This window comes from Arenibacterium sp. CAU 1754 (assembly GCF_054482635.1).
This window is the reverse complement of the sequence record NZ_JBTLRG010000001.1, coordinates 313,910-334,969: the sequence shown is the minus strand read 5'-3', so window position 1 is coordinate 334,969 and position 21,060 is coordinate 313,910. Positions and strand designations below refer to the sequence as shown.

Sequence of the window (21,060 nt, the reverse complement as noted above, 5' to 3'; positions counted from 1 at the left end):
GCTCATTGTGACCGCGCACGCGGATATTCTCATTTCTTTATGCCCGCTTAACCGAACAATCTGACGACACCGCCCACCCACAGACATTTCCATCTCTCAGAGCAAAAAACATGATTTGCGAAACTCTGTTTCGACAAGCGGTATTGGCACCCCTGAAAAACCAGACTACATTTTCCCGGCGACAGAGTCGCGGCGGACCTTCCGGATCGAACCACGGATGGGTATCGTCACCACGGGAGGAAATATGATGTACCTTGGCTGCACGCCCGTCACCGGGCTGTTGGTGGATCACTTGTGATGCAACCCATGACCTTGGACGACGCAGTTCAGACGGTGATCTCGACCAACCCGTTGTTCGCGGTCGGACCCGTCGACATACGTGGTGTCAGCTATCGAGCCTTCCAGAATATTCCGGCCCATACGCGGGCCTTGCTGCAAGCCAATCGCGAAAACCAGGACGACGGCGCCGCCGAATACCTCGTATTTGGTGACGAGCGCTGGACCTATGATGAATTCTGTCGTGGTATCAACCGGATGGCGCATGTTCTTGAAAAGGAACTGGGGGTTGCCAAAGGCCAGCCCGTGGCCCTTGCGATGCGCAATTGTCCCGAACTGCTGATCCTGTTTATGGCGATTACCGCGATTGGCGGTGTGGCCGTATTTCTAAATGCCTGGTGGACCACCGAGGAACTCGACTATGCCCTGAGGGACAGCGGTGCCAAGGTTGTCTTTGGCGACGCAGAACGCGTGCACCGCCTGAGCCCGCTGGTTGAGCCACTTGACCTGACCGTGATCGGAGTCCGGGACGCGGACGCGATGACGACACCTGGATATTCCGACCTGTTCGACGCCATGGACGACGACAGTTGGCCAACGGTCGACATAGCGCCGGACGACGATTTCGCTATCATGTATTCCTCGGGCACAACCGGGCATCCCAAGGGCGTCGTGCAAACCCATCGCGGCGCGATGAACGCGGTTTACACATGGCTCATGCAGGGCGAACTTGCACCTTTGGTCACCCCGCCCGAACAGGATGCACCCGAGCCCCCTCGCCCGGTTTTCATGGTCGTGACCCCGCTATTCCATGTCACCGCCTCCCATCCGGTCTTTCTGCTCAGCATCGCGTCGGGCGCCAAGCTGTGCGTCATGGACAAATGGGATGCCGAGGACGCGGTCCGCATCATCGAAACCGAAAAAGTGACGCGTTTTCTGGGGGTTCCAACCCAATCTGCAGATCTTTTGGTGGCCGCTGATCGTCTGAACGCCTCGTTGTCGACAATCGATTTCCTGGGCTCGGGGGGCGCCAAACGCCCGCCCGCCCAGGTTGCCGATCTGGCCCGGAAATTCCCCAATGCGAACATCGCAACCGGTTGGGGGATGACGGAAACCAATGCCAACGGTATCGGGCTGGCCGGGCCGGATTATGTGGATCGCCCCGGCGTCGCCGGCCGGCTGTACCCGCCGATTCAGGAACTGAGGTTTCTGGACGACGATGGACAGGACGTTCCGCCGGGTTCCGTTGGGGAAATCACTGTAAAAAGCCCGTGTAACATGCGGTGCTACCTGAATAAATCTGACGCGACGGCAGAAGTGCTCCGGGATGGATGGCTGCGCACCGGCGATCTGGGCATGATTGACGACGACGGTATTGTCACCATCGTGGATCGAAAGAAAAACATCATCATTCGCGGCGGAGAAAACATCGCCTGCCTCGATGTCGAAGGTGCGCTTCATCGTCATCCGGCCGTGGCCGAAGCCTGCGCCTTTTCGGTGCCCGACGCCCGTCTGGGCGAAGTTGTCGGCGCCGGCGTCCAGATCAAGTCAGGTCAGGACCTGACGCAAGTGGAACTGACCAGCTTTCTTGCCGACCACATCGCCAAGTTCAAAATCCCCCAATACGTGTGGTTTCAGCGTGGGCCCCTGCCCCGTGGCGCCACCGACAAACTCGATCGCCGCGCCTTGCGAGCGATCTGCCTTGAAACCCTGGATGACCGGAAAGAAATGACATGAGCGCGCCAACGCAAGAGCAAATCGCCGACTATATCGCCACCTCGGGCAAAGCCGCATGGGAGGTGCCCGGCCTGGCCCCGGACACGCGGACGCGTGACATCAAAACCGTCGGGATCATCGGCGCGGGCACCATGGGCGGCGGCATTGCAATGAACTTTGCCACCGCAGGTTTCAACGTGCGCATCGTTGAAACCAAACAGGAAGCGCTGGATCGTGGCCTCGCCGTTGTGCGCGGCAATTACCAACGCAGCGCCAACAAGGGCCGCTTTCCCCAGGACGAGGTCGAGGCCCGGATGAGCCGCTTTGACGGGCGTCTGGCCATTGCCGATCTGGCCGATTGCGATCTGGTCATCGAAGCCGTGTTCGAAGACATGGACCTGAAAAAGAAGATATTCGCCGAACTGGATCAGGTCATGAAACCAGGCGCGATCCTGGCCACCAACACCTCGGCGCTGGACATCGATGAAATCGCAAGTGTCACCTCACGCCCGCAGGACGTGATTGGGCTGCATTTCTTTTCGCCCGCCAACGTCATGAAATTGCTTGAAATCGTGCGCGCGGAACACACTGCGGATGATGTTGTCGCCACCAGCATGGACTTGGCCAAGACAATCAACAAGATCGCCGCTCTGGTCGGCGTCTGTCCGGGCTTCGTCGGCAACCGCATCCTGTTTGCCCGCCAGCGGCAGGCCAACAAGTTGGTCTTCAAGGGGGTTCTGCCCTGGGATGTGGATGCCGCGCTGAATGCGTTTGGCTTTCGCATGGGGCCGTTCCAGATGTCGGACCTGGCTGGGCTCGACATTGGGTGGTCAAAGGGGGCCAAAACCGAAAACCCGATCCGCGATGCGCTGTGCGAACTGGACCGGCGCGGTCAGAAAACCGAGGCCGGGTATTATGATTATGACGAGGCCCGCAAACCGATCCCGTCGGCCGTGACCGCCGGGATTATCAGCGACATCACCGGGGCCGACCCGATCACCATGTCGCAAGAGGAAATCATCGAAATCTGCATTTACCCGATGATCAATGAGGCCGTGAAAATTCTGGAAGAGAACAAGGCGCAGCGCCCGTCGGACATCGATGTGGTCTGGCTGAACGGCTATGGCTGGCCCGCCGACAAGGGCGGCCCGATGTTCTATGGCGACATGGTGGGGGCCCCTGCCATTCTGGCCCGGATGGAAAAGCTCGCCGCCGAGGACCCGGCATTTGAACCGGCGCAGACCCTGCGCGATCTGGCCGCCTTGGGCGGCAAGTTCACCGAGATTGAAACCGGCGGCCTTAAGACCGCCAAGGAGGCCTGATATGACCTATGAATATCTGAAAACCGAACGCAAAGGCCATATTCTGGTCGTCACCATGAACCGCCCTGATGTGTACAACGCTGTGAACGCGGATATGCATCACGAGATGGAAGACCTCTGGAACAGCTTTGCCGCGGATCAGGACCTGTGGGTTGCGGTGCTGACCGGTGCCGGGGACAAGGCGTTTTCAGCCGGCAATGACCTCAAGGCCACCGCATCGGGCGCAGGTAAGAAAAAGGGGCTGCCTGACACCGGGTTCGCCGGGCTGTCGTCGCGGTTCGATCTGGAAAAACCGCTGATCGCGGCGGTGAACGGGTTTGCCATGGGCGGCGGGTTTGAAACCGCCCTCTCCTGCGACATCATCCTGGCGTCCGAAACCGCCAAGTTCGCCCTGCCCGAGGTCAAGGTCGGCTTTTTCGCGTCCGCCTCCGGCGTCCAGCGCCTGTCGCGCTATATCGGCCGTCTGGCTGCGCAGGAAATGATGATCACCGGGCGCACCATCGACGCGCATGAGGCGCTGAAGCTGGGCTGCTGCAACGAGGTTCTGCCCCACGATCAGCTGATGACCCGCGCCATGGAACTGGCCGAACAAATCTGCACTGTGTCGCCGTCGTCGGTCAAGGCGACCAAACGCATCCTCAACAGCATGGCGGTGGCCGATGGCCTGCCCGAAAGCCTGCAATATTCGCGCGAGGTCCAGACCGATCTCGCCCGAACAGAAGACTTCAAGGAAGGCGTTCAAGCCTTTGTTGACAAAAGAAAACCCAACTGGGTCAACCGTTAACTTTCATTCACTCAATACCAGCCGGGAGGCTCAAGATGCCAGAACAGAACACGCCGCTTAACATGAACAACCTCGAAATGTCGGACGGCGCCAAGCCGCTGCTGAATGCCGTCATCAAGCACATCCGCGAAAACGTCGATCCCATCAGCGAGGAATTCTACCGCCTGGGCGAAGGCCGCGCCGATCGCTGGTCCTATGCGCCGGGTCAGCTTGAACTTCTCGAAGGCGCCAAGCAAAAGGCCCGCGATTCAGGTCTCTGGAACTTCTTCCTCCCCAACGCCGAAACCGGCGAAGGCCTGTCCAACCTCGATTATGCCTATATCGCTGCTGAACTGGGCAAGAACCCCCTCGCCTCGGAAACGCTCAACTGCTCGGCCCCCGATACCGGCAACATGGAAGTGCTGGAACGCGTCGGCACGCAGGAACAGAAAGACAAATGGCTGAAACCGCTTCTGGCCGGTGAAATCCGTTCCGCCTTTGCCATGACGGAACCCAGCGTGGCCTCATCGGATGCCAAGAACATCGCGACCTCGGCCGTGCTGGAAAATGGCGAATGGGTCATCAATGGCGAGAAATACTATATCTCCGGCGCGGGCGATCCGCGCTGCAAGATCATGATCGTGATGGTCAAGACCTCGCCAGATGCAGAACCCTATCGTCAGCAGAGCCAGATCCTCGTGCCGATGGACACGCCCGGCGTGGAAATCCTGGGACCGATGCACGTGTTTGGCCACGACGACGCGCCGCACGGGCACATGCATATCCGCTTTACCAATGTGCGTGTGCCGGAAACAAACATGCTCTGGGGCGAAGGCCGCGGATTTGAAATCAGCCAGGTCCGCCTTGGGCCGGGCCGTATCCACCACTGCATGCGCTCCATCGGCCAGGCGGAAAAGGCGCTTGATCTGATGATCGAACGGGGTCTCAGCCGCGTCGCCTTTGGCAAGAAGATCGTCGATCTGGGCAAGAACATGGAAACCATCTCTCGTGCCAAGATCGAAATCGAATCCATGCGCCTTCTGGTGCTGAAAGCCGCCAAAGCCATGGACGTGCTCGGCAACAAGGAGGCCCGCATCTGGGTGTCCATGATCAAGGCGAAGGTGCCCGAACAGGTCTGTGAGATCATCGATCAGGCGATGCAGGTCCACGGCGCCACGGGCATCAGCCAATGGTCACCCCTGTCCGGCATGTACGCCCAGCAGCGCACCCTGCGCTATGCGGATGGCCCGGACGAGGTACACCACCACGTCATCGCCCGGAACGAGGTCAAAACCTATCAGGACAGCAATTCCCGTCAGGCCGCGGCCAAGGCCCATACCGAAGAACGCGGTTCCGGGGGGTTCATGGGATGAGCCTGTTTGATCTGACAGGAAAGGTTGCACTGCTTACCGGGGCCAGCAAGGGCATGGGGCTGGCCATGGCCACGGCCCTTGCCCAGCACGGCGCCAAGGTGGTGATTTCGTCCCGCAAGCAGGATCAGCTGGACGACGCCGCCGCACAAATCAACAAGACCGTTGGCGCCGAGCGCGCCATCGGGATCGCCTGTAACGTCGGCTACAAGGAGCAGATCCAGGGGCTGGTCGAAACCGCCCGTGCCGAGGCGGGTCCGATCGACATCGTCGTCGGCAATGCCGGGGTGAACCCCTATTTCGGCAAGACGTCGGAAATCCCGGATGAAGCCTATGAGAAAACGATGCGGGCCAACGTCCTGTCCAATCTGTGGCTGGCGCAGATGACAGCGCCCGACATGGTGGAAAAAGGCAAGGGATCGATGATGTTCACCTCGTCCATCGGGGCGTTCAAACCGTCGGACATGCTGGGCACCTATGGCATGTCGAAACTGGCGCTGATCGGTCTGGTGCGTAATCTGGCGCAGGAATTCGGCCCCCAGGGCATCCGGTTTAACGCGATCTGCCCCGGTCTGGTGAAAACCGATTTTGCCCGCGAATTGTGGGACAATCCCGAGGTGGAAAACCGCATCAAAAAGGATATCCCGCTGCGCCGTCTGGGCGAGCCCGAGGATTTTGCCGGGCTGGCGGTTTACCTGGCCTCGGATGCAAGCGGCTATATGACCGGTCAGGCGCTGACCGTCTGTGGCGGCTCGAACATGTGGACCTGAGGGGAACGTCATGGAATTGAAAGACAAAATCGTCGTTGTGACGGGCGCCGCCAGCGGCATCGGCAAGGCCATGGCCATCCGGTTCGCGGCCGAAGGCGCGAAAAAGGTGGTCTGCGTTGATCTGAATGCCGACGGTGCCGCCGAGGTTGCCAATGGAATCAATGGCCTGTCCATCGGTGTGAATGTTAGCGTCGAGGATGAAATCGCCGCGATGATCGACCGGGTTGAAACCGAGGTCGGACCGATCGACCTGTTTTGCTCGAACGCCGGTATCCTGATGGGCGGCGGGGTCGAGGTACCCAACGAAGACTGGCAGCGCATCTGGGACGTGAACGTGATGGCCCATGTCTGGGCGGCCCGCCATCTGGTGCCCCGGATGATAGCGCGCGGTGGCGGTTATCTTCTCAACACCGCCTCGGCGGCCGGTCTGCTGAACCAGGTTGGGTCGGCCCCCTATGGCGTGACCAAACATGCCGCTGTCGGTCTGGCCGAATGGCTGGCGCTGACCCACGGGGATGACGGCATCAAGGTTTCGGTTCTCTGCCCGCAAGCTGTGCGCAGCGAAATGACCCGCGGCCACGAAGGGTCGGTTGCGGCGCTTGACGGCATGCTTGAACCCGAACCCGTGGCCGATGCCTGTGTCGAAACCATCCGCAATGAAACCTTCCTGGTCCTGCCCCATCCCGAGGTGCTGGGCTATATGCGCAAGAAGACCGAGAATTATGACCGCTGGATTGGCGGCATGCGCAAACTGAACCGGCAGTACGGCAAACTGGACTAAACCCCTGCGGCCCCGGTGCATGCCGGGGCCCACATCAGACCGCCGACAGGACCGCCGGGTAACCCCCAAGGCGCAATATGCGGTCGGCAAGACGGTCGGCCTCGGCCACGGTATGCGTGACCATCACGGTGGCAACCCCTGCCCCGGCCAGCATCCGTTCCGTCAGCGACAAAAGCTCTTCAACCCGGTCGGCATCCAGCGACACAAACGGCTCATCCATGAGCAACACCTGTGGGCGCGCGGCAAAGGCCCGGGCCAGCGACAACCGGCGCTGCTGGCCCAAGGACATCTGGTTAGGAAACCGCGTCTCGTACCCGGCAAGGCCGACATCCTCCATCGCCTTGCGCGCCGCGTCGGGCGTGGCCCCGGTGACCAGCGTGATATTGTCCAGCGCCGTGCGCCAGGGCAGCAGGTTGGGCTCCTGAAACACATAACTCAGACGCTCGGGGCGCTGCACCTGCCCCTCAAACCGGGTATCAAGCCCGGCGAGGATGCGCAGCAACGTGGTCTTGCCCATGCCCGAGGGCCCCGTAACGGCAACGGTTTCGCCCGGGGCAACGTCCAGCGCGATCTGCCCCAGAACCGGTTCGCCGTTGAAGGTTTTTTGCGTGATGCGGGCCGAGATCATGCGCTGCGCCACCTGTTGGCCCGCGTCTCCCACGGGCGCAGGAGGACTGTTTCAATCACCAGCATCACCGCCACGAAACTGAGCGCATAGGTCATCACCATCGCCACATCGAACAGCTGGAAATAAAGGTGGATCTGGAACCCGATCCCCTCGCCCCGGCCCAGGAATTCAACCACCAGGACGATCTTCCAGATCAGCGCGATGCCCGACCGGCCCGCCGATGCGATATAAGGCGACAACTGCGGCAGGACCACGTGTTTGAGCCGCGACAGGAACGACATACGGTAGACCCCAGCCATGTCATCCAGCGCCGGACTGAGCGCACGGGCACCTTCGCGCATGGTGACGGCCACGGCCGGGATCTTGTTCAGAGCCACCGCCGCGATCGCCGCCGCCTCGTTCAACCCGATCCAAAGGTAACACAGGACGATGGTGACCAGTGCCGGAAGGTTCAGAAAGGCAATCAGCCACGGATCCAGCCAGCGATCCACGCCAGATCGGCGCCCCATGGCCAACCCAACCGCCAGCCCGACGCACATCGCAATCGCAAAGGCCACGATAACCCGCGCCAGCGTTGCGCCCATATGGTGCAGCAAGTCCCCTGAGCGAAGCTCTTGCAGGATCAGCGGCCCGATGACCCACGGCCCTGGAAGAACAGACGGATCGTCCTTGAGAACGGCAAGCCCGGACCACAGCGCGATCATCGCCGCGACCGAAAGGACCGGAACGGCCAGCCCCTTGCTGGTTTCAGTCGCCGAGGTCAATAAACACACCTTCGGGCAACGAGGTCGCAGCCCCGATCAATTCGCGCCCCCCCAGATCGGACATCACCTCAAGAAACCGGGCGGCATTGGTCAAATCCACGCCGGACCGCGCCGGAATCCCTGCACGAAAACCGTCGCGCAGCGCCTTGAACTCATTGTCATTCTTTACTTTCATGCGGGGGCGCAAACGCTCCCAAGCGGCGTCATCGCTGGCCAGTATCTCCTTGGCTTCGCGCGAGGCGCGCGCAAAGCCGCGGACCACATCAGGGTTGTCGCGCAGGAACGCCCCCTGAAACACGAATCCCAACAGCGGCAATTCCGGGTCCAGCCCCAGAGCGCGGGCCGCTTCGGCGACATCGACCAGTTCAACCATGCCCGCGGCCTCCATCCGGGCCGCGAAATGCCAAAAGTTGATGGCCCCCGCGACCTGCCCGTCCAGAGCGGCCTTGTAAACAAGGGGCGGCGCGGCAAACACCTGTTCGGTCTGTTTGGCCAGATCGATCCCGCCCTGTTGGGCCGCATAGGCGCGCAGGATCAGCCAGCTTTTGTCCAGCGGCCCGCCTGCGATCCCTATCTTTTTCCCGGCCAGACCCGGCAGCCCCGAGATACCGCTGTCCGCCTTGACCATCAAACCGCCCACCGCCTTGGAATAGGGAAGCAGCACAAAGTCCTTGCCCGCCGCGCGCTGCCGCGCCACCCAGATCCAGTCGGTGACCATCACGTCGGCCTGTCCACCCTGAAACGCCACCTGCGAGGCAGAACTGCCAGCAACGCCGTCCACGACCATTTTGAAACCGTGTTTCCGGTCAAGACCATAGTGGCTGATCGTATCAAGTTCCCAATTGACGGTTCCGAACTTGAGAACCGACAGGCGCAGGGTCGGCTCCTCGGCCAACACGGACGTTGTCTGCCACACGATTGCCGTCAGAACGAAAATCAGCTTTGCCAGTTTCTGCACGCTTTCCCCCATTGTGCGTGGTCGTACGCCCGCACTGCCCTTATCGTAAGGGGCGCGACGCGCACCGGTCCATCGGGACCAAAGTTGACCTTTTCAGGCCGGGGAAAGGCCATAGACCTGACGTGCGGTGCCGGCGAACATCATATCCTTCTCGGCCTCGGAATAGGGTTCGGCGATCTTTTTGAACGCATTCCACAGCACCGGATAACTGACCGACACCCGATCGACCGGAAAATTGCTTTCGAACATGCATCGTTCGGGGCCGAAACAGTCGATCATGTGGCGATACCATTTGCCCTGCGCCGCAACCAGTTCGTCCGAGGTTGGCGGGTCTTCCCGGTCCTGCCAGTTCCACCCGTTGTCAGGCATGCACAGCCCGCCCAGCTTGGCCATGACGTTCGGGGATTTGGCCAGTTCCGCCATATCCTTTTGCCATGCCTCGTAAATTTCCTCACGTTTGCCGGCAAAACGGCCCACGCCAAGTGGCGTTCCAAAATGATCAAGGATCATGGTCGTTTCCGGAACCGCCCGCGCCAGCGCGATATAATCGCGGTTCTGGTGATGGTAATGCCAAGTGTCATAGGTCAGACCGCGTTCGCCCAGACGGGCCACGCCACGGCGAAAGGCAGGATCGCTGTATTGTCCTTCGTACCCACGTCCGGGGATCATCAGGCTGTCCGGGTCGGGATCGCGCGCCCCGGCAAAGCGAATGCCCTTGGTCAGGCCCTGCCCGGCCTCGATATGCGCGTCCAGAACGTCATCGAGATTGTCCAGCCGCAAGTCGGCGTTGGAAATGATCCCGGCGATCTTGGATTGACCGGGTTTGGCCGTGGCCGCCATCCGGACAACCGTCTCGATCTCACCGACCGAGCGCAATTCCTCGGGATCGTCCATATTGTAGTAGGACCGGCATTCCATGAACATGGTCTGTACGACGTTATGACCCGACCCGGTATCGGCCCAGAGCGCCTCCATCTCATAGACCGCGCCGCCATGGCCATGCACCCACAGGTGATGATGCGGATCGACGATTTCACGATCCGGGTCGATGATGTCCTCGTGAACCCGCGCAAGCCAGTCGTTGCGCAGCTCGATGCCCGGCGCCCAGCCCGGATAGCGACCACCGCCCGACATCAGGATTTCGCCTTTTCTTTGTTGACAGGCCGCACCAGCCCCTCTTGCGCGACACTGGCCACAAGGGTTCCGTCCTGCGTATAGATAGCGCCGCGATTGAACCCGCGTGCCCCGCCGGTAAACGGACTGTCCATCGTATAAAGATGCCAATTCTCGAACTGGATCGGCGCGTGGAACCACATCGCGTGGTCCAGGCTCGCACTCATCACCCCACCCTTGAACCATGTCAGCCCGTGCGGGCGCAGGGACGATCCCAGCAGGTTCATGTCCGAGGCATAGGCCAACAGGCAATGTTGCATGCGCGGGCCCTGCCCCTTGGCGGCCTCCATGCGCATCCACATGTGATTCACATCATCCACCGGCACCGGGTTGAAGAAATCCTGCGGTTCGATTTCGCGGATTTCGATGGGACGTTCCCGCAGAAAATCGCCGCGTATCTTTTCACTAACCTGATCGGCCACGGTCTGGCGCAATTCGCTCCGGTTCAACAGGCCTTCGGGGCCGACGACCTTGGGCATGTCATGCTGATGGTGCCACCCTTCTTCCTGAACGTGGAACGACGCCGAGAGGTTCAGGATCTGTTTGCCGTGCTGGATGGCGACGACGCGGCGGGTGGTAAAGCTGCCTCCGTCGCGGGCCCTGTCAACATCGTAGATGACTGGAATGCTGGGGTCGCCCGGGCGAATGAAATAGGCGTGCAGGGAATGGCACAACCGGTCAGGCACCGTGTGATAGGCCGCCGCCAGCGCCTGGGCGATGACATGCCCGCCGAAAATGCGCATCGAGGTTTCGCCCCCCGATCCGATACCGCGGAACAGATCGACCTCAAGCTGCTCAATGTTCAAAAGGTCAAGAAGTTCCTCTGCAGGATCAATCATTTACTGGGCCTTCCTTATTTATTTCCTTGCGCGCTTTGGCATAATCGACAAAGGCATCGAAACTGTCTGGGTTCGACATGGAATCCCGCGTCACCACCTTGTCAGGATCTCCGCCCAACAGCAATTTCTTGACCGGTACTTCCAGTTTCTTGCCCGACAGTGTGCGCGGTATTTCAGCAATCGCGACGATGTCATTGGGCACGAACCGGGCCGACACGGCAGACCGGATCGCCCCGTTGATCTTGTCCTTCAGCGCATCGGTTAATTCAAGGCCCTCGGCCAACACTACGAACAGCGGCATGAAACTTTCCCGGCCCAGAAACTCAAGATCAACAACGAGGGAATCCATCACCTCGTCCAGCCCCTCGACCGCCTGGTAGATCTCGGAACTGCCCATACGCAGACCACGCCGGTTGATGGTCGCATCCGAGCGGCCGTAAATCACCGACCCGCCCTCGGGGCTGAATTCGATCCAGTCACCATGCCGCCAGATGCCGGGATAGGTGTCGAAATAGCTGGAATGCAGGCGGCTCCCGTCCTTGTCCCCCCAAAAGAACAGCGGCATGGAGGGCAGCGGTTCGGTACAGACCAGTTCCCCGACCTCGCCGATCAATTCGGCGCCGGCATCGTCAAAGGCGCGCACCGCATTGCCCAAGAACCGGCATTGCATTTCGCCCGCGCGCACCGGCAGCATCGGATGTCCGCCGACAAAAGCCCCGGCAAAGTCAGTGCCACCGGAAATGGGCGCGAGCCAGATATCGGGCTTGATCGCGTCGTAAATCCATTCATAGGCATCCGCCGTCAGCGGCGAGCCAGTTGCCCCGAGCGAGCGCAGGTTAGACAGGTCCACCGCGTCGCCCGGACGCACACCAGCCTTCATCGTGGCCGTAAAGAACGCCGCGCCAGCGCCCAGATAGGTCAGCTTTTCCGCCTCGGCAAAGCGCCACAGCGCCAGCATGTCGGGATGATTGGACGCACCGTCGAACAGGGCCACCGTCGCGCCCCGTGCCAGCGCGGTGAATTGCGAATTCCACATGATCCAGCCTGACGAGGTCAGCCACGAAAACCGGTCCTTGTCGCTCAGATCCTGGTGCAGGGACTGTTTTGCGCCCTCCAGAAGTATGCCGCCATGTCCTTGAACGATGGGTTTGGGCGTGCCCGTGGTGCCCGAGGAATAGACCACCCACAGCGGATGATCGAACGGCACCGGCGTCGGTTCGAACGAGACATCATCGGTCACCATCGATGACCACGGCACCGCGTTTTCGGGCAGGTCCCCGACCACCGGCACCATCACCAGATGGTCCAATGTGGGCAGGCCACCGGCAATGGTCGCAAGAACCTCGCGCCGGTCGATCATCTTGCCCGCGTGGACATAGCCATCCTGCGCGATCAGCACCTTAGGTTCGATCTGGCGGAACCGGTCGAGAATGGCCACATGCCCCATGTCCGGCGCGCAAAGCGACCAGATCGCGCCAAGACTGGCCGTGGCGAGGAAGGAAATGACCGAGATTTCGGTATTGGGCAGCACGGCGACGACGCGGTCGCCCTGCCCTACGCCCTTGGCGCGAAGGCGCGACGCCACGCTGGCCACCTGCGCCGACAGGTCGGCCCATGTCATTTCGGACCGGCCAAAGGTTTCCGACTGCACGATGATCGCGGTTTTGTCCGGGGCCTTTTCGGCCTGTTTCAGAACCTCGCCGGCGAAATTGACCATGAAGCCGGGGAACCAGACGGCGCCCGGCATCTTGCGCTCGGCCAGAACGGTTTTGACCGGCGTGCCGTCGCCCAACTCGAAATACTCCCAGATCGCGCGCCAGAATCCGTCAAGATCACTGACACTCCAGGTCCACATGTCCTGATAGCTGTCGAAGGTCAGCCCCTTGTCGGCCTCAAGCCAGCGCATAAACTGCGCCATGGTGCTGGCCTCGGCCCGTTCCGGCGATGGGGTCCACAGAATGGGGCGGTCGCTGCTCATGCGATGACGGCCCCGTGCACCAGCGCCTTGAGTTCGGCCCGACAGGGGTAGGAACTGGATGGGGTGAGCTGGGTAAAGAAGATGACCGACAGGTCCAGAACCGGATCGACCCAGAACATGGTCGATGCCATGCCGCCCCAGCTGAAGTCACCGACGCTGCCGGGGGTGCGCACGCGGCCCGGATCCATCACCACCGCGCCACCAAGACCAAAGCCCATGCCGTCCATGGGTTGTTCGGCAAAGCTTTTGGGGCCCATCGAGGCGATGTCGCCGGGCAGATGGTTGCGCATCATGAAGTCGAGCGTGCACGGGCTGAGCAGGCGGCCATCGCCGTAATCGCCACCGCGGCGGATCATTTCGACAAAGGCCATGTAATCGTCGATGGTACCGACCAACCCGCCGCCGCCGGAATACATGGTCGCAGACTCAAAAGGTGATTTGCCGTGTTGGTCGATCAGGCGCAGGGTTTCGCCGCCCTCTTTCGCGGCGTTCAGCGCCATGCCGTCGCCTGCCAGCGGCGTATAGAGCGAGGCAAACCGGTCGCCTGTCCCCTCGGGCACGCGAAACGCGGTTTCGGTCATCCCAAGCGGTTCGAAAATCTGGGTCTGAAAGAACTCAGCCAGGGATTGCCCCGACACGACCTCGACCACGCGGCCAAGAATGTCGATGCCGACCGAATACTCCCACCGCGTGCCCGGCTGGAACGCGAGGGGCAGCGCCCCAACGCGATCCGCCATCTCGGCAAGCGATCCCTGATCCGAGCGGAAAATGATGTTCTGCTCATCCATCTCGCGCGACAGGACGCCGGGATTGAACGGATAGCTCAGACCGCTGGTATGGGTCATCAGGTGATGCAGGGTTGGCGTTGGGGCCGGTTCGACCTGATCCAGACGTCTGGCGCCGGGGACCAGCGCGGTCATGTCCTTGAACGCGGGGATGAACTCGGACACAGGCGCATCCAGATGGAACAGGCCCAGTTCAGCCAGCATCATGATGGCGACGGATGTGACCGGTTTCGTCATCGAATAGATGCGCGCGACCGTGTCCCGTTCAAAAGGCAATCCGGCCTCGATATTACGCTGGCCAACAGCGTTGAAATAGACCTCGTCCCCGCCACGCCGGATCAGAACCGAACTGCCGGGAAATTTCTGCTCATCCACATAGCGTTGCATCCAGGCGTCGATGCGGTTCAGGCGATTGGCATCCAGCCCCCGGTCCTGCGGGTTAACGGTGTTCATGTGTCTTCTCCCTTTGTCCGGCCTCTGTCGGGCCGGGCCATTTTGCGTCCGCGTTCGGTCACTTTCGCACGGCCTTCGGCGACGGCCTCGGGCGATACCTGACGGATATGACGAACAAACATCTCGACCTCGCGGCCCAAAGACTCGGTCAGCGGAAATTCCGCGCTGAGCGCGATCAGATCGCGGATCCGCGTCATTGTCGAGCGGTCGGTTTCGCTTATCTGGCCGGCCAGATCGCGCGCCCGTGGCATGAGCGTATCGCCGGGCACCACCTCGTTCACGAGGCCCCAGTCATATGCCGTTTGCGCGGTAACGAATTCGCCTGTCAGGCTCATCTGGCGGGCGCGGTTGATCCCGATCAGCCGCGGCAGGATTTGAGTCATGCCCCATGACGGTGTGATGCCGACGCGCGCATGGGTGTCGGCAAATTGCGCCGTGTCGGACGCGATCAGGAAATCGCCCATCAGGGCCAGTTCCAGACCGCCGGTGATGGCAAACCCATTCACCGCACAGATGATCGGGTGCGGACAGGCCCGCATCACGTCAAACAGACTTTCGCCGCCGTGCCATTTCAGGCTGTCGGCCACGGTTTGCGTCGCGGACAGTTCCTTCAGATCCACACCGCAGCTGAACGCCCGCCCCGCACCGGTCAGAACGATAGCGCGCACACAGTCTTCCGCGGACAGATCGCGCACCGTTTCGGTCAGCATGTCGATGCATTGCCGGTTGAGCGCGTTCAGCGACTTGGGCCGATTCAGCGTGATTTCAGCGACCGCGCCCTGGCGGGTCACGCAAACTGGGGCATCGGTCATGTCAGCCAATCATCCTCTGCATTGCCGGGATGGTTTCGTCCGTGAACCAGCCATACTCGGGCGCATTTGCGCCTGCCGCCATGGCCGCCTGCACGCGTGCAATTGTTTCGCCCCGGATCTGCGTTTTCACGGAGGCAAAGGTTTTAGGCGGCAGGTCCGCCATTTGCTGCGCCACCTGCACGGCCCGATCCTGCAACGTTTCATCGTCCACGATTTCGTCGACGATCCCCATTTGCGCGGCAAGTTCGGCCCGGACTGGTTGGCCCGTCAACATCAAGCGCCGTAACGCATTCGGACCCAGTGTTGCGCGGGCGATTTCCAGCGGCCCGGCGGGGAAATCCGCACCGACGCGTATCTCGGCCAGTCCAAAGGCGGACCGGGGGGCGGCCACCCGGTAGTCGCTGGCCAGGACAAAAAACAGCCCGCCCGCGATGGCCGCGCCATTGACCGCGGCGACAGTCGGCTTGGGAAAGGCAAACAACCGCAGGAACCCGACATTCAGGCCTTTGACGATGGCATGCTGCTGTTCCAGCGTGAATTGCTGAGCCTCTTTCAGGTCGAGACCGGCGGAAAACACCTTGTACGTGCTGTTGATCACGACCGCCTTGACCGTGTTGTCGCCTGCAAGATCATCAAGGGTTGTCGCCATCTTCATCAGGCCATCAGCGCTGAGCGCGTTCACCGGTGGCCGGCTCAGCGTCATCCGGACGACCCCACCCTCAAGTCTTTCGCATTCGATCATCGCTGTGTCCCCTGTTGTTACGTGTCGGTCGTTGCCCGTCCGGCGTCTAGCTGCCGCGCCGGTTCTGGCGTTCTTCTTCAAGGCGTTTGCCGATGGTCGCGCTGCAATCATGCGCCTCCATCGGCTCCCCGCAGGCCGAGCACACCAGGTAGGGTTCGCTCACGGCGCCGCATCCCTTATGGGTGAGCGTGGTCGAACGTTCCGGCGACTTATCAAGCCATTTGTTCCCCCAGGCCCGCAACATGACGATGACGGGCCACAAATCGCGGCCCTTTTCGGTCAGCAGATATTCCTTGCGGGGCGGGTGATGCGAATAGGTATGGGTGCGGATGATCCCGTCCTCGACCATGCCTTTGAGCCGCTGGCTGAGGATATGCGGAGAGGCGCCGGTATTGCGTTGCAAGTCGTCAAACCGGCGGGATCCGAGAAACATTTCGCGCAGGATCATCAACCGCCAGGTCTCGCCAACCCGTTCGACCGCGCGGGATGTTGTGCAGGTTGTATCGGCGAGATCGGACCGGCTCACGTTGACTCCCTTCAAAATTTGAAGTTACGGTTTTCACAGACCCGACGGGTTGTCAAATCTTTCGCGCGGCCTGCGCGACAAAAACAAGAACGGGGATCAGATGAAGCTTTTTTTTGCACCCAACAGCCGTGCCGTGCGTATTGCGTGGCTGCTGGAGGAACTTGGGCTCGATTATGAATTGGAGCGGTTCAATCTGGGCGATCGTGCCATGCGCGACGAACAATATCTGTCGGTCCATCCCATGGGTCGCGTGCCCGCCCTGGAAGATGGCGATGTGACGATTTTTGAATCGACCGCCATCGTGCAATACATTCTGGCGCGCCATGGCAACGGACGGTTGGTGCCAGCCACGGACAGCCCTGAATTTCCCCAGTACCTGCAATGGCTGCATTACGCCGAGGGCATGATCATGCCGCCGATCAACACCATTGTCGTTGAAACCATCTTGCTGCCCCCCGAACGGCGCACCGAGTTGAACGTGAAACGCGCCACCAAGCTGTTGAACCAGATGTTGGCGGCGGTGGAGAGGCACATGGAAGGGCGGGACTATCTCGCCGGGGAGTTCAGCGGCGCGGATGTTGTGACCGGCCATGCGGTGATTGTGTCACAGACCCTGGGCGGCGATTTTTCGGACAAGCCCAATCTGACCGCCTATGCCGCGCGGCTGAAAGAGCGCCCTGCCCTGCAAAAAGCTCTGGCACTGTGAGCGCCCCTGTCGCCCTGATCGTCGGCGCAGGCGATTACATCGGGGCGGCCATCGCCAAACGCTTTGCCGCCGGCGGGTTCACCGTCTGCCTGGGGCGGCGCAACGGCGACAAGCTGGCCCCGTTGATTGATGAGATTGCGGCCATGGGCGGCACGGCCCATGGTTATACCATGGATGCCCGCGACGAAGACAGCACCATTGAAGTGTTCAAACAGGTCGAAACCGATGTCGGTCCGATCGAGGTGGTGATTTTCAACGTTGGCGGTAATGTGCATTTTCCGATCCTCGACACCACGGCGCGGGTGTTCCGCAAAGTCTGGGAAATGGCCTGTTTCGCCGGGTTCCTGTCAGGGCGCGAGGCGGCGCGATACATGGTGCCACGCGGGCGCGGCAGCATATTTTTCACCGGCGCATCGGCCAGCATGCGGGGCAATCCGGGCTTTGCCGCGTTCTCTGCCGGGAAATCTGGCTTGCGGGCGCTGGCACAGAGCATGGCAAAGGAATTGGGCCCAAAGAACATCCATGTAGCGCATCTGGTGATTGATGCGGGGGTGGATACGGGTTTTGTTCGCGACCTGTGGGCCAAGCGGGGCAAAGACCCTGACACCCTGCCCCCGGACACGCTGATGAACCCCGACTCGGTTGGCGAAGCCTACTGGATCCTGCACAATCAAAGCCGCGATGCCTGGACCTTCGAGATGGACCTGCGCCCTTATGGAGAGACATGGTGATGAAAACGATCGAGTTCCTGTATGATTTCGGTAGCCCGAACGCCTATCTGGTGCACAAGGTTCTGCCTGACATCGCCACACGCCACGGGGCGGAATTGAAATATGTTCCGATCCTGTTGGGGGGCGTGTTCAAGGCCACCAATAACCAAAGCCCGATGGAGGCCTTTGCCGGGGTGACCGGCAAGCTGCCGTATCAGTTGGCCGAAATCGAACGATTCAAGCGCCGATATGGCGTCGCCTATGCGATGAACCCGCATTTTCCGGTGTTGACCATCGGCGTCATGCGCGGTGCGATTTATTCGCAGGGTCAAAGCTGGGAATCCGCCTACACCGACGCGGTGTTCGACGCGATGTGGGTTGACGGCAAAAAGATGGACGACCCTGCCGTGATCGCCGAGGTTCTGACCGAGGCCGGGTTGCCCGCCGAACAGATCATGACGGCCACCGTAACACCCGAGGTCAAGCAAGGGCTTATCGACGCCACCACCGCCGCTGTCGGGCGGGGCGTGTTCGGCGCGCCAACCATGTTCGTCGGGGACGAGATGTTCTTTGGCAAGGATTCACTGGACGATTTGGACTGGTACCTGGGGCAGGCCTGAGCGCGTCAGAGCTGCCCTGACAATGTCTCGGCCAGCGTGTCATAGACCAGCCGGATGCGCCGGCTGGTGTGCAATTCGCGGTGGGTCAGCAGCCAGAAGGGCACCACCACCGGCGCAAGATCGGGCAGGATACGTTCGACCGATGGGGTCGCATCGCCCAGTTCGGCCAGCATGACGCCGACGCCCAGCCCCTGTTTGATCAGTTCCCATCCGGTGACACCGTTCAGCGACAGGACCGGCATGTTGGCCTCGGTCACGGTGATCCCCTGCCCCTTCAACCATGCGATCAACCGCCCTGAGCGGTCAAAGCCAACAAAATCGGCCTGCTCAAGATCGCCGCGCGTTTCAGGACGCCCATTTGCGGCGATCCATTCGGTCGATGCATAAAGCCGCGCCTCGCTTTCGCGGGCCAGGCGGGCGATCAGGTCGGGTTGTTCGGGGCGCACGTGCCGGATGGCAATGTCGGCATCGCGGCGGCCAAGGTCACTGAGTTCGTTCGAGGCGATAATTTCCAGGGTAATGCCCGGCGCAAGGGCGCGCAGCCGTTTCACGATGGGCGGCAGGATATGCGCCGAAAGCACGTCGCTGGCTGAAATCACCACATGCCCCGCGACCGCCTGCGACTGTCCCGACGCCGCAAGCGAAATGCGCTGGGCGGCGTCGCGCATGGTGCGCACATGCTCAAGCAGGTCCGCCCCCGTGGGCGTCAGGCGCAGCGACCGGCCGACGCGATCAAACAGGACAACGCCAAGCGCCTCTTCCAGTGCGGCGACCTGACGGCCCAGCGTGGGCTGAGTCACCCCCAGCGCCTTGGCCCCGGCCGAGAGCGAACCCTCTTCCACGGTCGCAAGGAACGCACGGACCTGGTTCCAGTCATATGTCACGGACTGCCAATTCATGCATTTATGCATAAACGAACTACGGATTTAGGCAATTCCCAGCGTGCTCCTGCATGGATATCACCAAGGCAAAGGAGATGGATCATGCAAACACAGTCAGCCGCAAGATTTTGGGACAAGATCGCCGCGAAATACGCCAGGCGTCCTGTCGGGAACCAAACCGCCTATGAAGAAACGCTCGAGCGCACGCGCAGCCACCTGTCACAGGACGACAGCGTGCTGGAACTGGGCTGCGGCACCGGAACGACCGCGCTATTGCTGGCCGATGCGGTGGGTCATATCACCGCGACGGATTTTTCGTCCGAAATGATCGCCATTGCACAAGAAAAACTGACCGCGGACACGGCACAGAACGTGACCTTCCAACAGGCCACCGCCGCAGCGGACGATGCCCCGGCCAACAGTCTGGATGCGGTTCTGGCCTTCAACCTGCTGCATCTTCTGCCGGACCTTGAACCGGTCCTGCGCGCGGCGAACCGCCAATTGAAACCCGGCGGCCTGTTCATCTCGAAAACCATCTGCCTGGGGCATGGCGGGTGGAAATACCGGCTGCTGATCGTTCCCATGCGCCTGCTGGGGATGGCACCCCATATCGGCTTCCTCAAGATCAGCGATCTGGAACAGCGCATTGCTGCGCAGGGGTTCAAGATCATCGAGACCGGGAATTATCCGGCCAAGCCGCCCAGCCGGTTCATCGTTGCACGCAAGCTGTAACGAAAAAGCCCCGACCGAACGGCCGGGGCTTTTGATCTGCGCGGGGTCTGAATTCAGACTTCAAGCCATTCCTTGCGCACATCGTCGCGTTCACGCAATTCGTCGGGCGTGCCCTCGAACACTACCTTGCCGTGCCCCATGACATAGACACGGTGGGCGATGTCCATGGCGATGGCCAGTTTCTGTTCCACCAAAAGGGTCGAAATGCCCCGCCTTGCGATTTCCTGCAGCAGTTCGGCGACCTTCTGGGTCATCTGCGGCGACAGGCCTTCGGTCGGTTCGTCGATCATGATGAAATCGGGATCGCCCATCAGCGTACGGCACATGGTCAGCATCTGCTGTTCCCCGCCCGACAGCACCGATGCCTCGACGTCGGCACGGTTGTTCAGGTTCGAAAACAGGTCGAACATGTCCTGCATCGACCAGCGGCCGGACCCGTCCTTCTGGCCCGGTTTCAAGCCCAGGATCAGGTTCTGACGCGTGGTCAGACCGGGAAAGATATCGCGGTTTTCCGGCACGTATCCGATACCCAGATTTGCGATTTCAAAGGCCTTTTTGCCCGCGATTTCCTGCCCCTTGAACTTGACCGAGCCTTCGGGGGTGACATCGCCCATGACCGCCTTGCAAGTGGTCGAGCGGCCAACACCGTTGCGCCCCAGAAGGGCAACGATTTCGCCCTCCTTGATGTTCATGTTCACGCCCTGAAGAATGTGGGATTTGCCGTAATAGGCGTGCAAGTCGGTTACTTCCAACAT

General features: G+C 61.0%; 22 protein-coding genes. 10 read left to right on the top strand and 12 right to left on the bottom strand.

From position 1 onward, the window contains the following. Positions 1–306 precede the first annotated feature (306 nt). The 6 genes from ACXYMO_RS01665 (at position 307) to ACXYMO_RS01640 (ending at position 6,998) form a co-directional block, all read left to right on the top strand. Entirely contained in the window at positions 307–2,013 is a 1,707-nt protein-coding gene (locus ACXYMO_RS01665) for a class I adenylate-forming enzyme family protein (protein WP_458876907.1), read from the top strand. Beyond that, positions 2,010–3,314, top strand: coding sequence for a 3-hydroxyacyl-CoA dehydrogenase (locus ACXYMO_RS01660; RefSeq protein WP_458876906.1), 1,305 nt, complete (start codon positions 2,010–2,012; stop codon positions 3,312–3,314). The genes ACXYMO_RS01665 and ACXYMO_RS01660 overlap by 4 nt, the downstream gene beginning before the upstream one ends. Position 3,315: 1 nt before the next feature. Next, on the top strand, positions 3,316–4,098 hold the full coding sequence (locus ACXYMO_RS01655; protein WP_458876905.1) for an enoyl-CoA hydratase-related protein: 783 nt from the start codon (positions 3,316–3,318) through the stop codon (positions 4,096–4,098). Positions 4,099–4,160: 62 nt separating this feature from the next. Then, positions 4,161–5,450, top strand: coding sequence for an acyl-CoA dehydrogenase family protein (locus ACXYMO_RS01650; RefSeq protein ID WP_458877870.1), 1,290 nt, complete (start codon positions 4,161–4,163; stop codon positions 5,448–5,450). Beyond that, complete coding sequence (locus ACXYMO_RS01645; RefSeq protein ID WP_458876904.1) at positions 5,447–6,217, top strand: SDR family NAD(P)-dependent oxidoreductase; 771 nt, start codon at positions 5,447–5,449, stop codon at positions 6,215–6,217. Before ACXYMO_RS01650 ends, ACXYMO_RS01645 begins: the two co-directional genes overlap by 4 nt. 10 nt (positions 6,218–6,227) lie before the next feature. After that, positions 6,228–6,998 carry an SDR family oxidoreductase gene (locus ACXYMO_RS01640; protein ID WP_458876903.1) on the top strand — a complete coding sequence of 257 codons (771 nt, stop codon included), beginning with the start codon at positions 6,228–6,230 and terminating at the stop codon, positions 6,996–6,998. 34 nt (positions 6,999–7,032) lie between these two features. Here ACXYMO_RS01640 and ACXYMO_RS01635 read toward each other — a convergent pair whose 3' ends face one another. From ACXYMO_RS01635 to ACXYMO_RS01590, 10 genes are all read right to left on the bottom strand, one after another. Then, positions 7,033–7,626: an ABC transporter ATP-binding protein gene (locus ACXYMO_RS01635; RefSeq protein ID WP_458876902.1), complete on the bottom strand. Its 594-nt coding sequence runs from the start codon at positions 7,624–7,626 to the stop codon at positions 7,033–7,035. Continuing rightward, positions 7,623–8,399: an ABC transporter permease gene (locus tag ACXYMO_RS01630; RefSeq protein WP_458876901.1), complete on the bottom strand. Its 777-nt coding sequence runs from the start codon at positions 8,397–8,399 to the stop codon at positions 7,623–7,625. The genes ACXYMO_RS01635 and ACXYMO_RS01630 overlap by 4 nt, the downstream gene beginning before the upstream one ends. Continuing rightward, positions 8,374–9,348, bottom strand: coding sequence for an ABC transporter substrate-binding protein (locus tag ACXYMO_RS01625; RefSeq protein WP_458876900.1), 975 nt, complete (start codon positions 9,346–9,348; stop codon positions 8,374–8,376). Before ACXYMO_RS01625 ends, ACXYMO_RS01630 begins: the two co-directional genes overlap by 26 nt. Before the next feature lie 93 nt (positions 9,349–9,441). Beyond that, positions 9,442–10,482 (bottom strand): amidohydrolase family protein, encoded by a 1,041-nt coding sequence (locus ACXYMO_RS01620; RefSeq protein WP_458876899.1) that lies wholly within the window; start codon positions 10,480–10,482, stop codon positions 9,442–9,444. Next, positions 10,482–11,360, bottom strand: a complete 879-nt coding sequence (locus ACXYMO_RS01615) for an acyl-CoA thioesterase (RefSeq protein ID WP_458876898.1) — start codon at positions 11,358–11,360, stop codon at positions 10,482–10,484. The genes ACXYMO_RS01620 and ACXYMO_RS01615 overlap by 1 nt, the downstream gene beginning before the upstream one ends. Beyond that, positions 11,353–13,338 (bottom strand): acetoacetate--CoA ligase, encoded by a 1,986-nt coding sequence (locus tag ACXYMO_RS01610; protein ID WP_458876897.1) that lies wholly within the window; start codon positions 13,336–13,338, stop codon positions 11,353–11,355. The genes ACXYMO_RS01615 and ACXYMO_RS01610 overlap by 8 nt, the downstream gene beginning before the upstream one ends. Next, positions 13,335–14,576 carry a serine hydrolase domain-containing protein gene (locus ACXYMO_RS01605; RefSeq protein ID WP_458876896.1) on the bottom strand — a complete coding sequence of 414 codons (1,242 nt, stop codon included), beginning with the start codon at positions 14,574–14,576 and terminating at the stop codon, positions 13,335–13,337. Before ACXYMO_RS01605 ends, ACXYMO_RS01610 begins: the two co-directional genes overlap by 4 nt. Next, entirely contained in the window at positions 14,573–15,388 is an 816-nt protein-coding gene (locus ACXYMO_RS01600) for an enoyl-CoA hydratase (RefSeq protein ID WP_458876895.1), read from the bottom strand. The genes ACXYMO_RS01605 and ACXYMO_RS01600 overlap by 4 nt, the downstream gene beginning before the upstream one ends. A 1-nt stretch (position 15,389) precedes the next feature. Then, positions 15,390–16,130 (bottom strand): enoyl-CoA hydratase/isomerase family protein, encoded by a 741-nt coding sequence (locus tag ACXYMO_RS01595; RefSeq protein WP_458876894.1) that lies wholly within the window; start codon positions 16,128–16,130, stop codon positions 15,390–15,392. 46 nt (positions 16,131–16,176) lie between these two features. After that, positions 16,177–16,656: a winged helix-turn-helix transcriptional regulator gene (locus tag ACXYMO_RS01590; RefSeq protein ID WP_458876893.1), complete on the bottom strand. Its 480-nt coding sequence runs from the start codon at positions 16,654–16,656 to the stop codon at positions 16,177–16,179. A gap of 100 nt (positions 16,657–16,756) precedes the next feature. Here ACXYMO_RS01590 and ACXYMO_RS01585 point away from each other — a divergent pair, with 100 nt between their 5' ends. Genes ACXYMO_RS01585 through ACXYMO_RS01575 form a run of 3 tightly spaced genes read left to right on the top strand, consistent with a single transcriptional unit; the run spans position 16,757 to position 18,692 of the window. Then, a complete protein-coding gene (locus ACXYMO_RS01585; RefSeq protein ID WP_458876892.1) occupies positions 16,757–17,362 on the top strand; it encodes a glutathione S-transferase family protein in 606 nt (201 codons plus the stop codon). Next, positions 17,359–18,093, top strand: coding sequence for an SDR family oxidoreductase (locus tag ACXYMO_RS01580; protein WP_458876891.1), 735 nt, complete (start codon positions 17,359–17,361; stop codon positions 18,091–18,093). The genes ACXYMO_RS01585 and ACXYMO_RS01580 overlap by 4 nt, the downstream gene beginning before the upstream one ends. Beyond that, a complete protein-coding gene (locus tag ACXYMO_RS01575; protein ID WP_458876890.1) occupies positions 18,093–18,692 on the top strand; it encodes a DsbA family protein in 600 nt (199 codons plus the stop codon). The genes ACXYMO_RS01580 and ACXYMO_RS01575 overlap by 1 nt, the downstream gene beginning before the upstream one ends. Before the next feature lie 5 nt (positions 18,693–18,697). Here ACXYMO_RS01575 and ACXYMO_RS01570 read toward each other — a convergent pair whose 3' ends face one another. Continuing rightward, positions 18,698–19,591, bottom strand: coding sequence for a LysR family transcriptional regulator (locus ACXYMO_RS01570; RefSeq protein WP_458876889.1), 894 nt, complete (start codon positions 19,589–19,591; stop codon positions 18,698–18,700). A gap of 84 nt (positions 19,592–19,675) precedes the next feature. On the opposite strand from ACXYMO_RS01570, the gene ACXYMO_RS01565 reads away from it, so the two are divergent. Next, positions 19,676–20,305: a class I SAM-dependent methyltransferase gene (locus ACXYMO_RS01565; RefSeq protein ID WP_458876888.1), complete on the top strand. Its 630-nt coding sequence runs from the start codon at positions 19,676–19,678 to the stop codon at positions 20,303–20,305. Between the two features lie 53 nt (positions 20,306–20,358). On the opposite strand, the gene ACXYMO_RS01560 is transcribed toward ACXYMO_RS01565, so the two are convergent. Beyond that, positions 20,359–21,060, bottom strand: a complete 702-nt coding sequence (locus ACXYMO_RS01560; RefSeq protein ID WP_458876887.1) for an ABC transporter ATP-binding protein — start codon at positions 21,058–21,060, stop codon at positions 20,359–20,361.

What these genes read in the sequence shown, in the direction of transcription:
- ACXYMO_RS01595 (WP_458876894.1), bottom strand. Translation starts at nt 16,130, where the DNA reads ATGATCGAATGCGAAAGACTTGAGGGTGGGGTCGTCCGGATGACGCTG.
- ACXYMO_RS01570 (WP_458876889.1), bottom strand. Translation starts at nt 19,591, where the DNA reads ATGAATTGGCAGTCCGTGACATATGACTGGAACCAGGTCCGTGCGTTC.
- ACXYMO_RS01645 (WP_458876904.1), top strand. Translation starts at nt 5,447, where the DNA reads ATGAGCCTGTTTGATCTGACAGGAAAGGTTGCACTGCTTACCGGGGCC.
- ACXYMO_RS01665 (WP_458876907.1), top strand. Translation starts at nt 307, where the DNA reads ATGACCTTGGACGACGCAGTTCAGACGGTGATCTCGACCAACCCGTTG.
- ACXYMO_RS01640 (WP_458876903.1), top strand. Translation starts at nt 6,228, where the DNA reads ATGGAATTGAAAGACAAAATCGTCGTTGTGACGGGCGCCGCCAGCGGC.
- ACXYMO_RS01560 (WP_458876887.1), bottom strand. Translation starts at nt 21,060, where the DNA reads ATGTTGGAAGTAACCGACTTGCACGCCTATTACGGCAAATCCCACATT.
- ACXYMO_RS01655 (WP_458876905.1), top strand. Translation starts at nt 3,316, where the DNA reads ATGACCTATGAATATCTGAAAACCGAACGCAAAGGCCATATTCTGGTC.
- ACXYMO_RS01650 (WP_458877870.1), top strand. Translation starts at nt 4,161, where the DNA reads ATGAACAACCTCGAAATGTCGGACGGCGCCAAGCCGCTGCTGAATGCC.
- ACXYMO_RS01585 (WP_458876892.1), top strand. Translation starts at nt 16,757, where the DNA reads ATGAAGCTTTTTTTTGCACCCAACAGCCGTGCCGTGCGTATTGCGTGG.
- ACXYMO_RS01610 (WP_458876897.1), bottom strand. Translation starts at nt 13,338, where the DNA reads ATGAGCAGCGACCGCCCCATTCTGTGGACCCCATCGCCGGAACGGGCC.
- ACXYMO_RS01565 (WP_458876888.1), top strand. Translation starts at nt 19,676, where the DNA reads ATGCAAACACAGTCAGCCGCAAGATTTTGGGACAAGATCGCCGCGAAA.
- ACXYMO_RS01575 (WP_458876890.1), top strand. Translation starts at nt 18,093, where the DNA reads ATGAAAACGATCGAGTTCCTGTATGATTTCGGTAGCCCGAACGCCTAT.
- ACXYMO_RS01600 (WP_458876895.1), bottom strand. Translation starts at nt 15,388, where the DNA reads ATGACCGATGCCCCAGTTTGCGTGACCCGCCAGGGCGCGGTCGCTGAA.
- ACXYMO_RS01615 (WP_458876898.1), bottom strand. Translation starts at nt 11,360, where the DNA reads ATGATTGATCCTGCAGAGGAACTTCTTGACCTTTTGAACATTGAGCAG.
- ACXYMO_RS01605 (WP_458876896.1), bottom strand. Translation starts at nt 14,576, where the DNA reads ATGAACACCGTTAACCCGCAGGACCGGGGGCTGGATGCCAATCGCCTG.
- ACXYMO_RS01620 (WP_458876899.1), bottom strand. Translation starts at nt 10,482, where the DNA reads ATGTCGGGCGGTGGTCGCTATCCGGGCTGGGCGCCGGGCATCGAGCTG.
- ACXYMO_RS01635 (WP_458876902.1), bottom strand. Translation starts at nt 7,626, where the DNA reads ATGATCTCGGCCCGCATCACGCAAAAAACCTTCAACGGCGAACCGGTT.
- ACXYMO_RS01660 (WP_458876906.1), top strand. Translation starts at nt 2,010, where the DNA reads ATGAGCGCGCCAACGCAAGAGCAAATCGCCGACTATATCGCCACCTCG.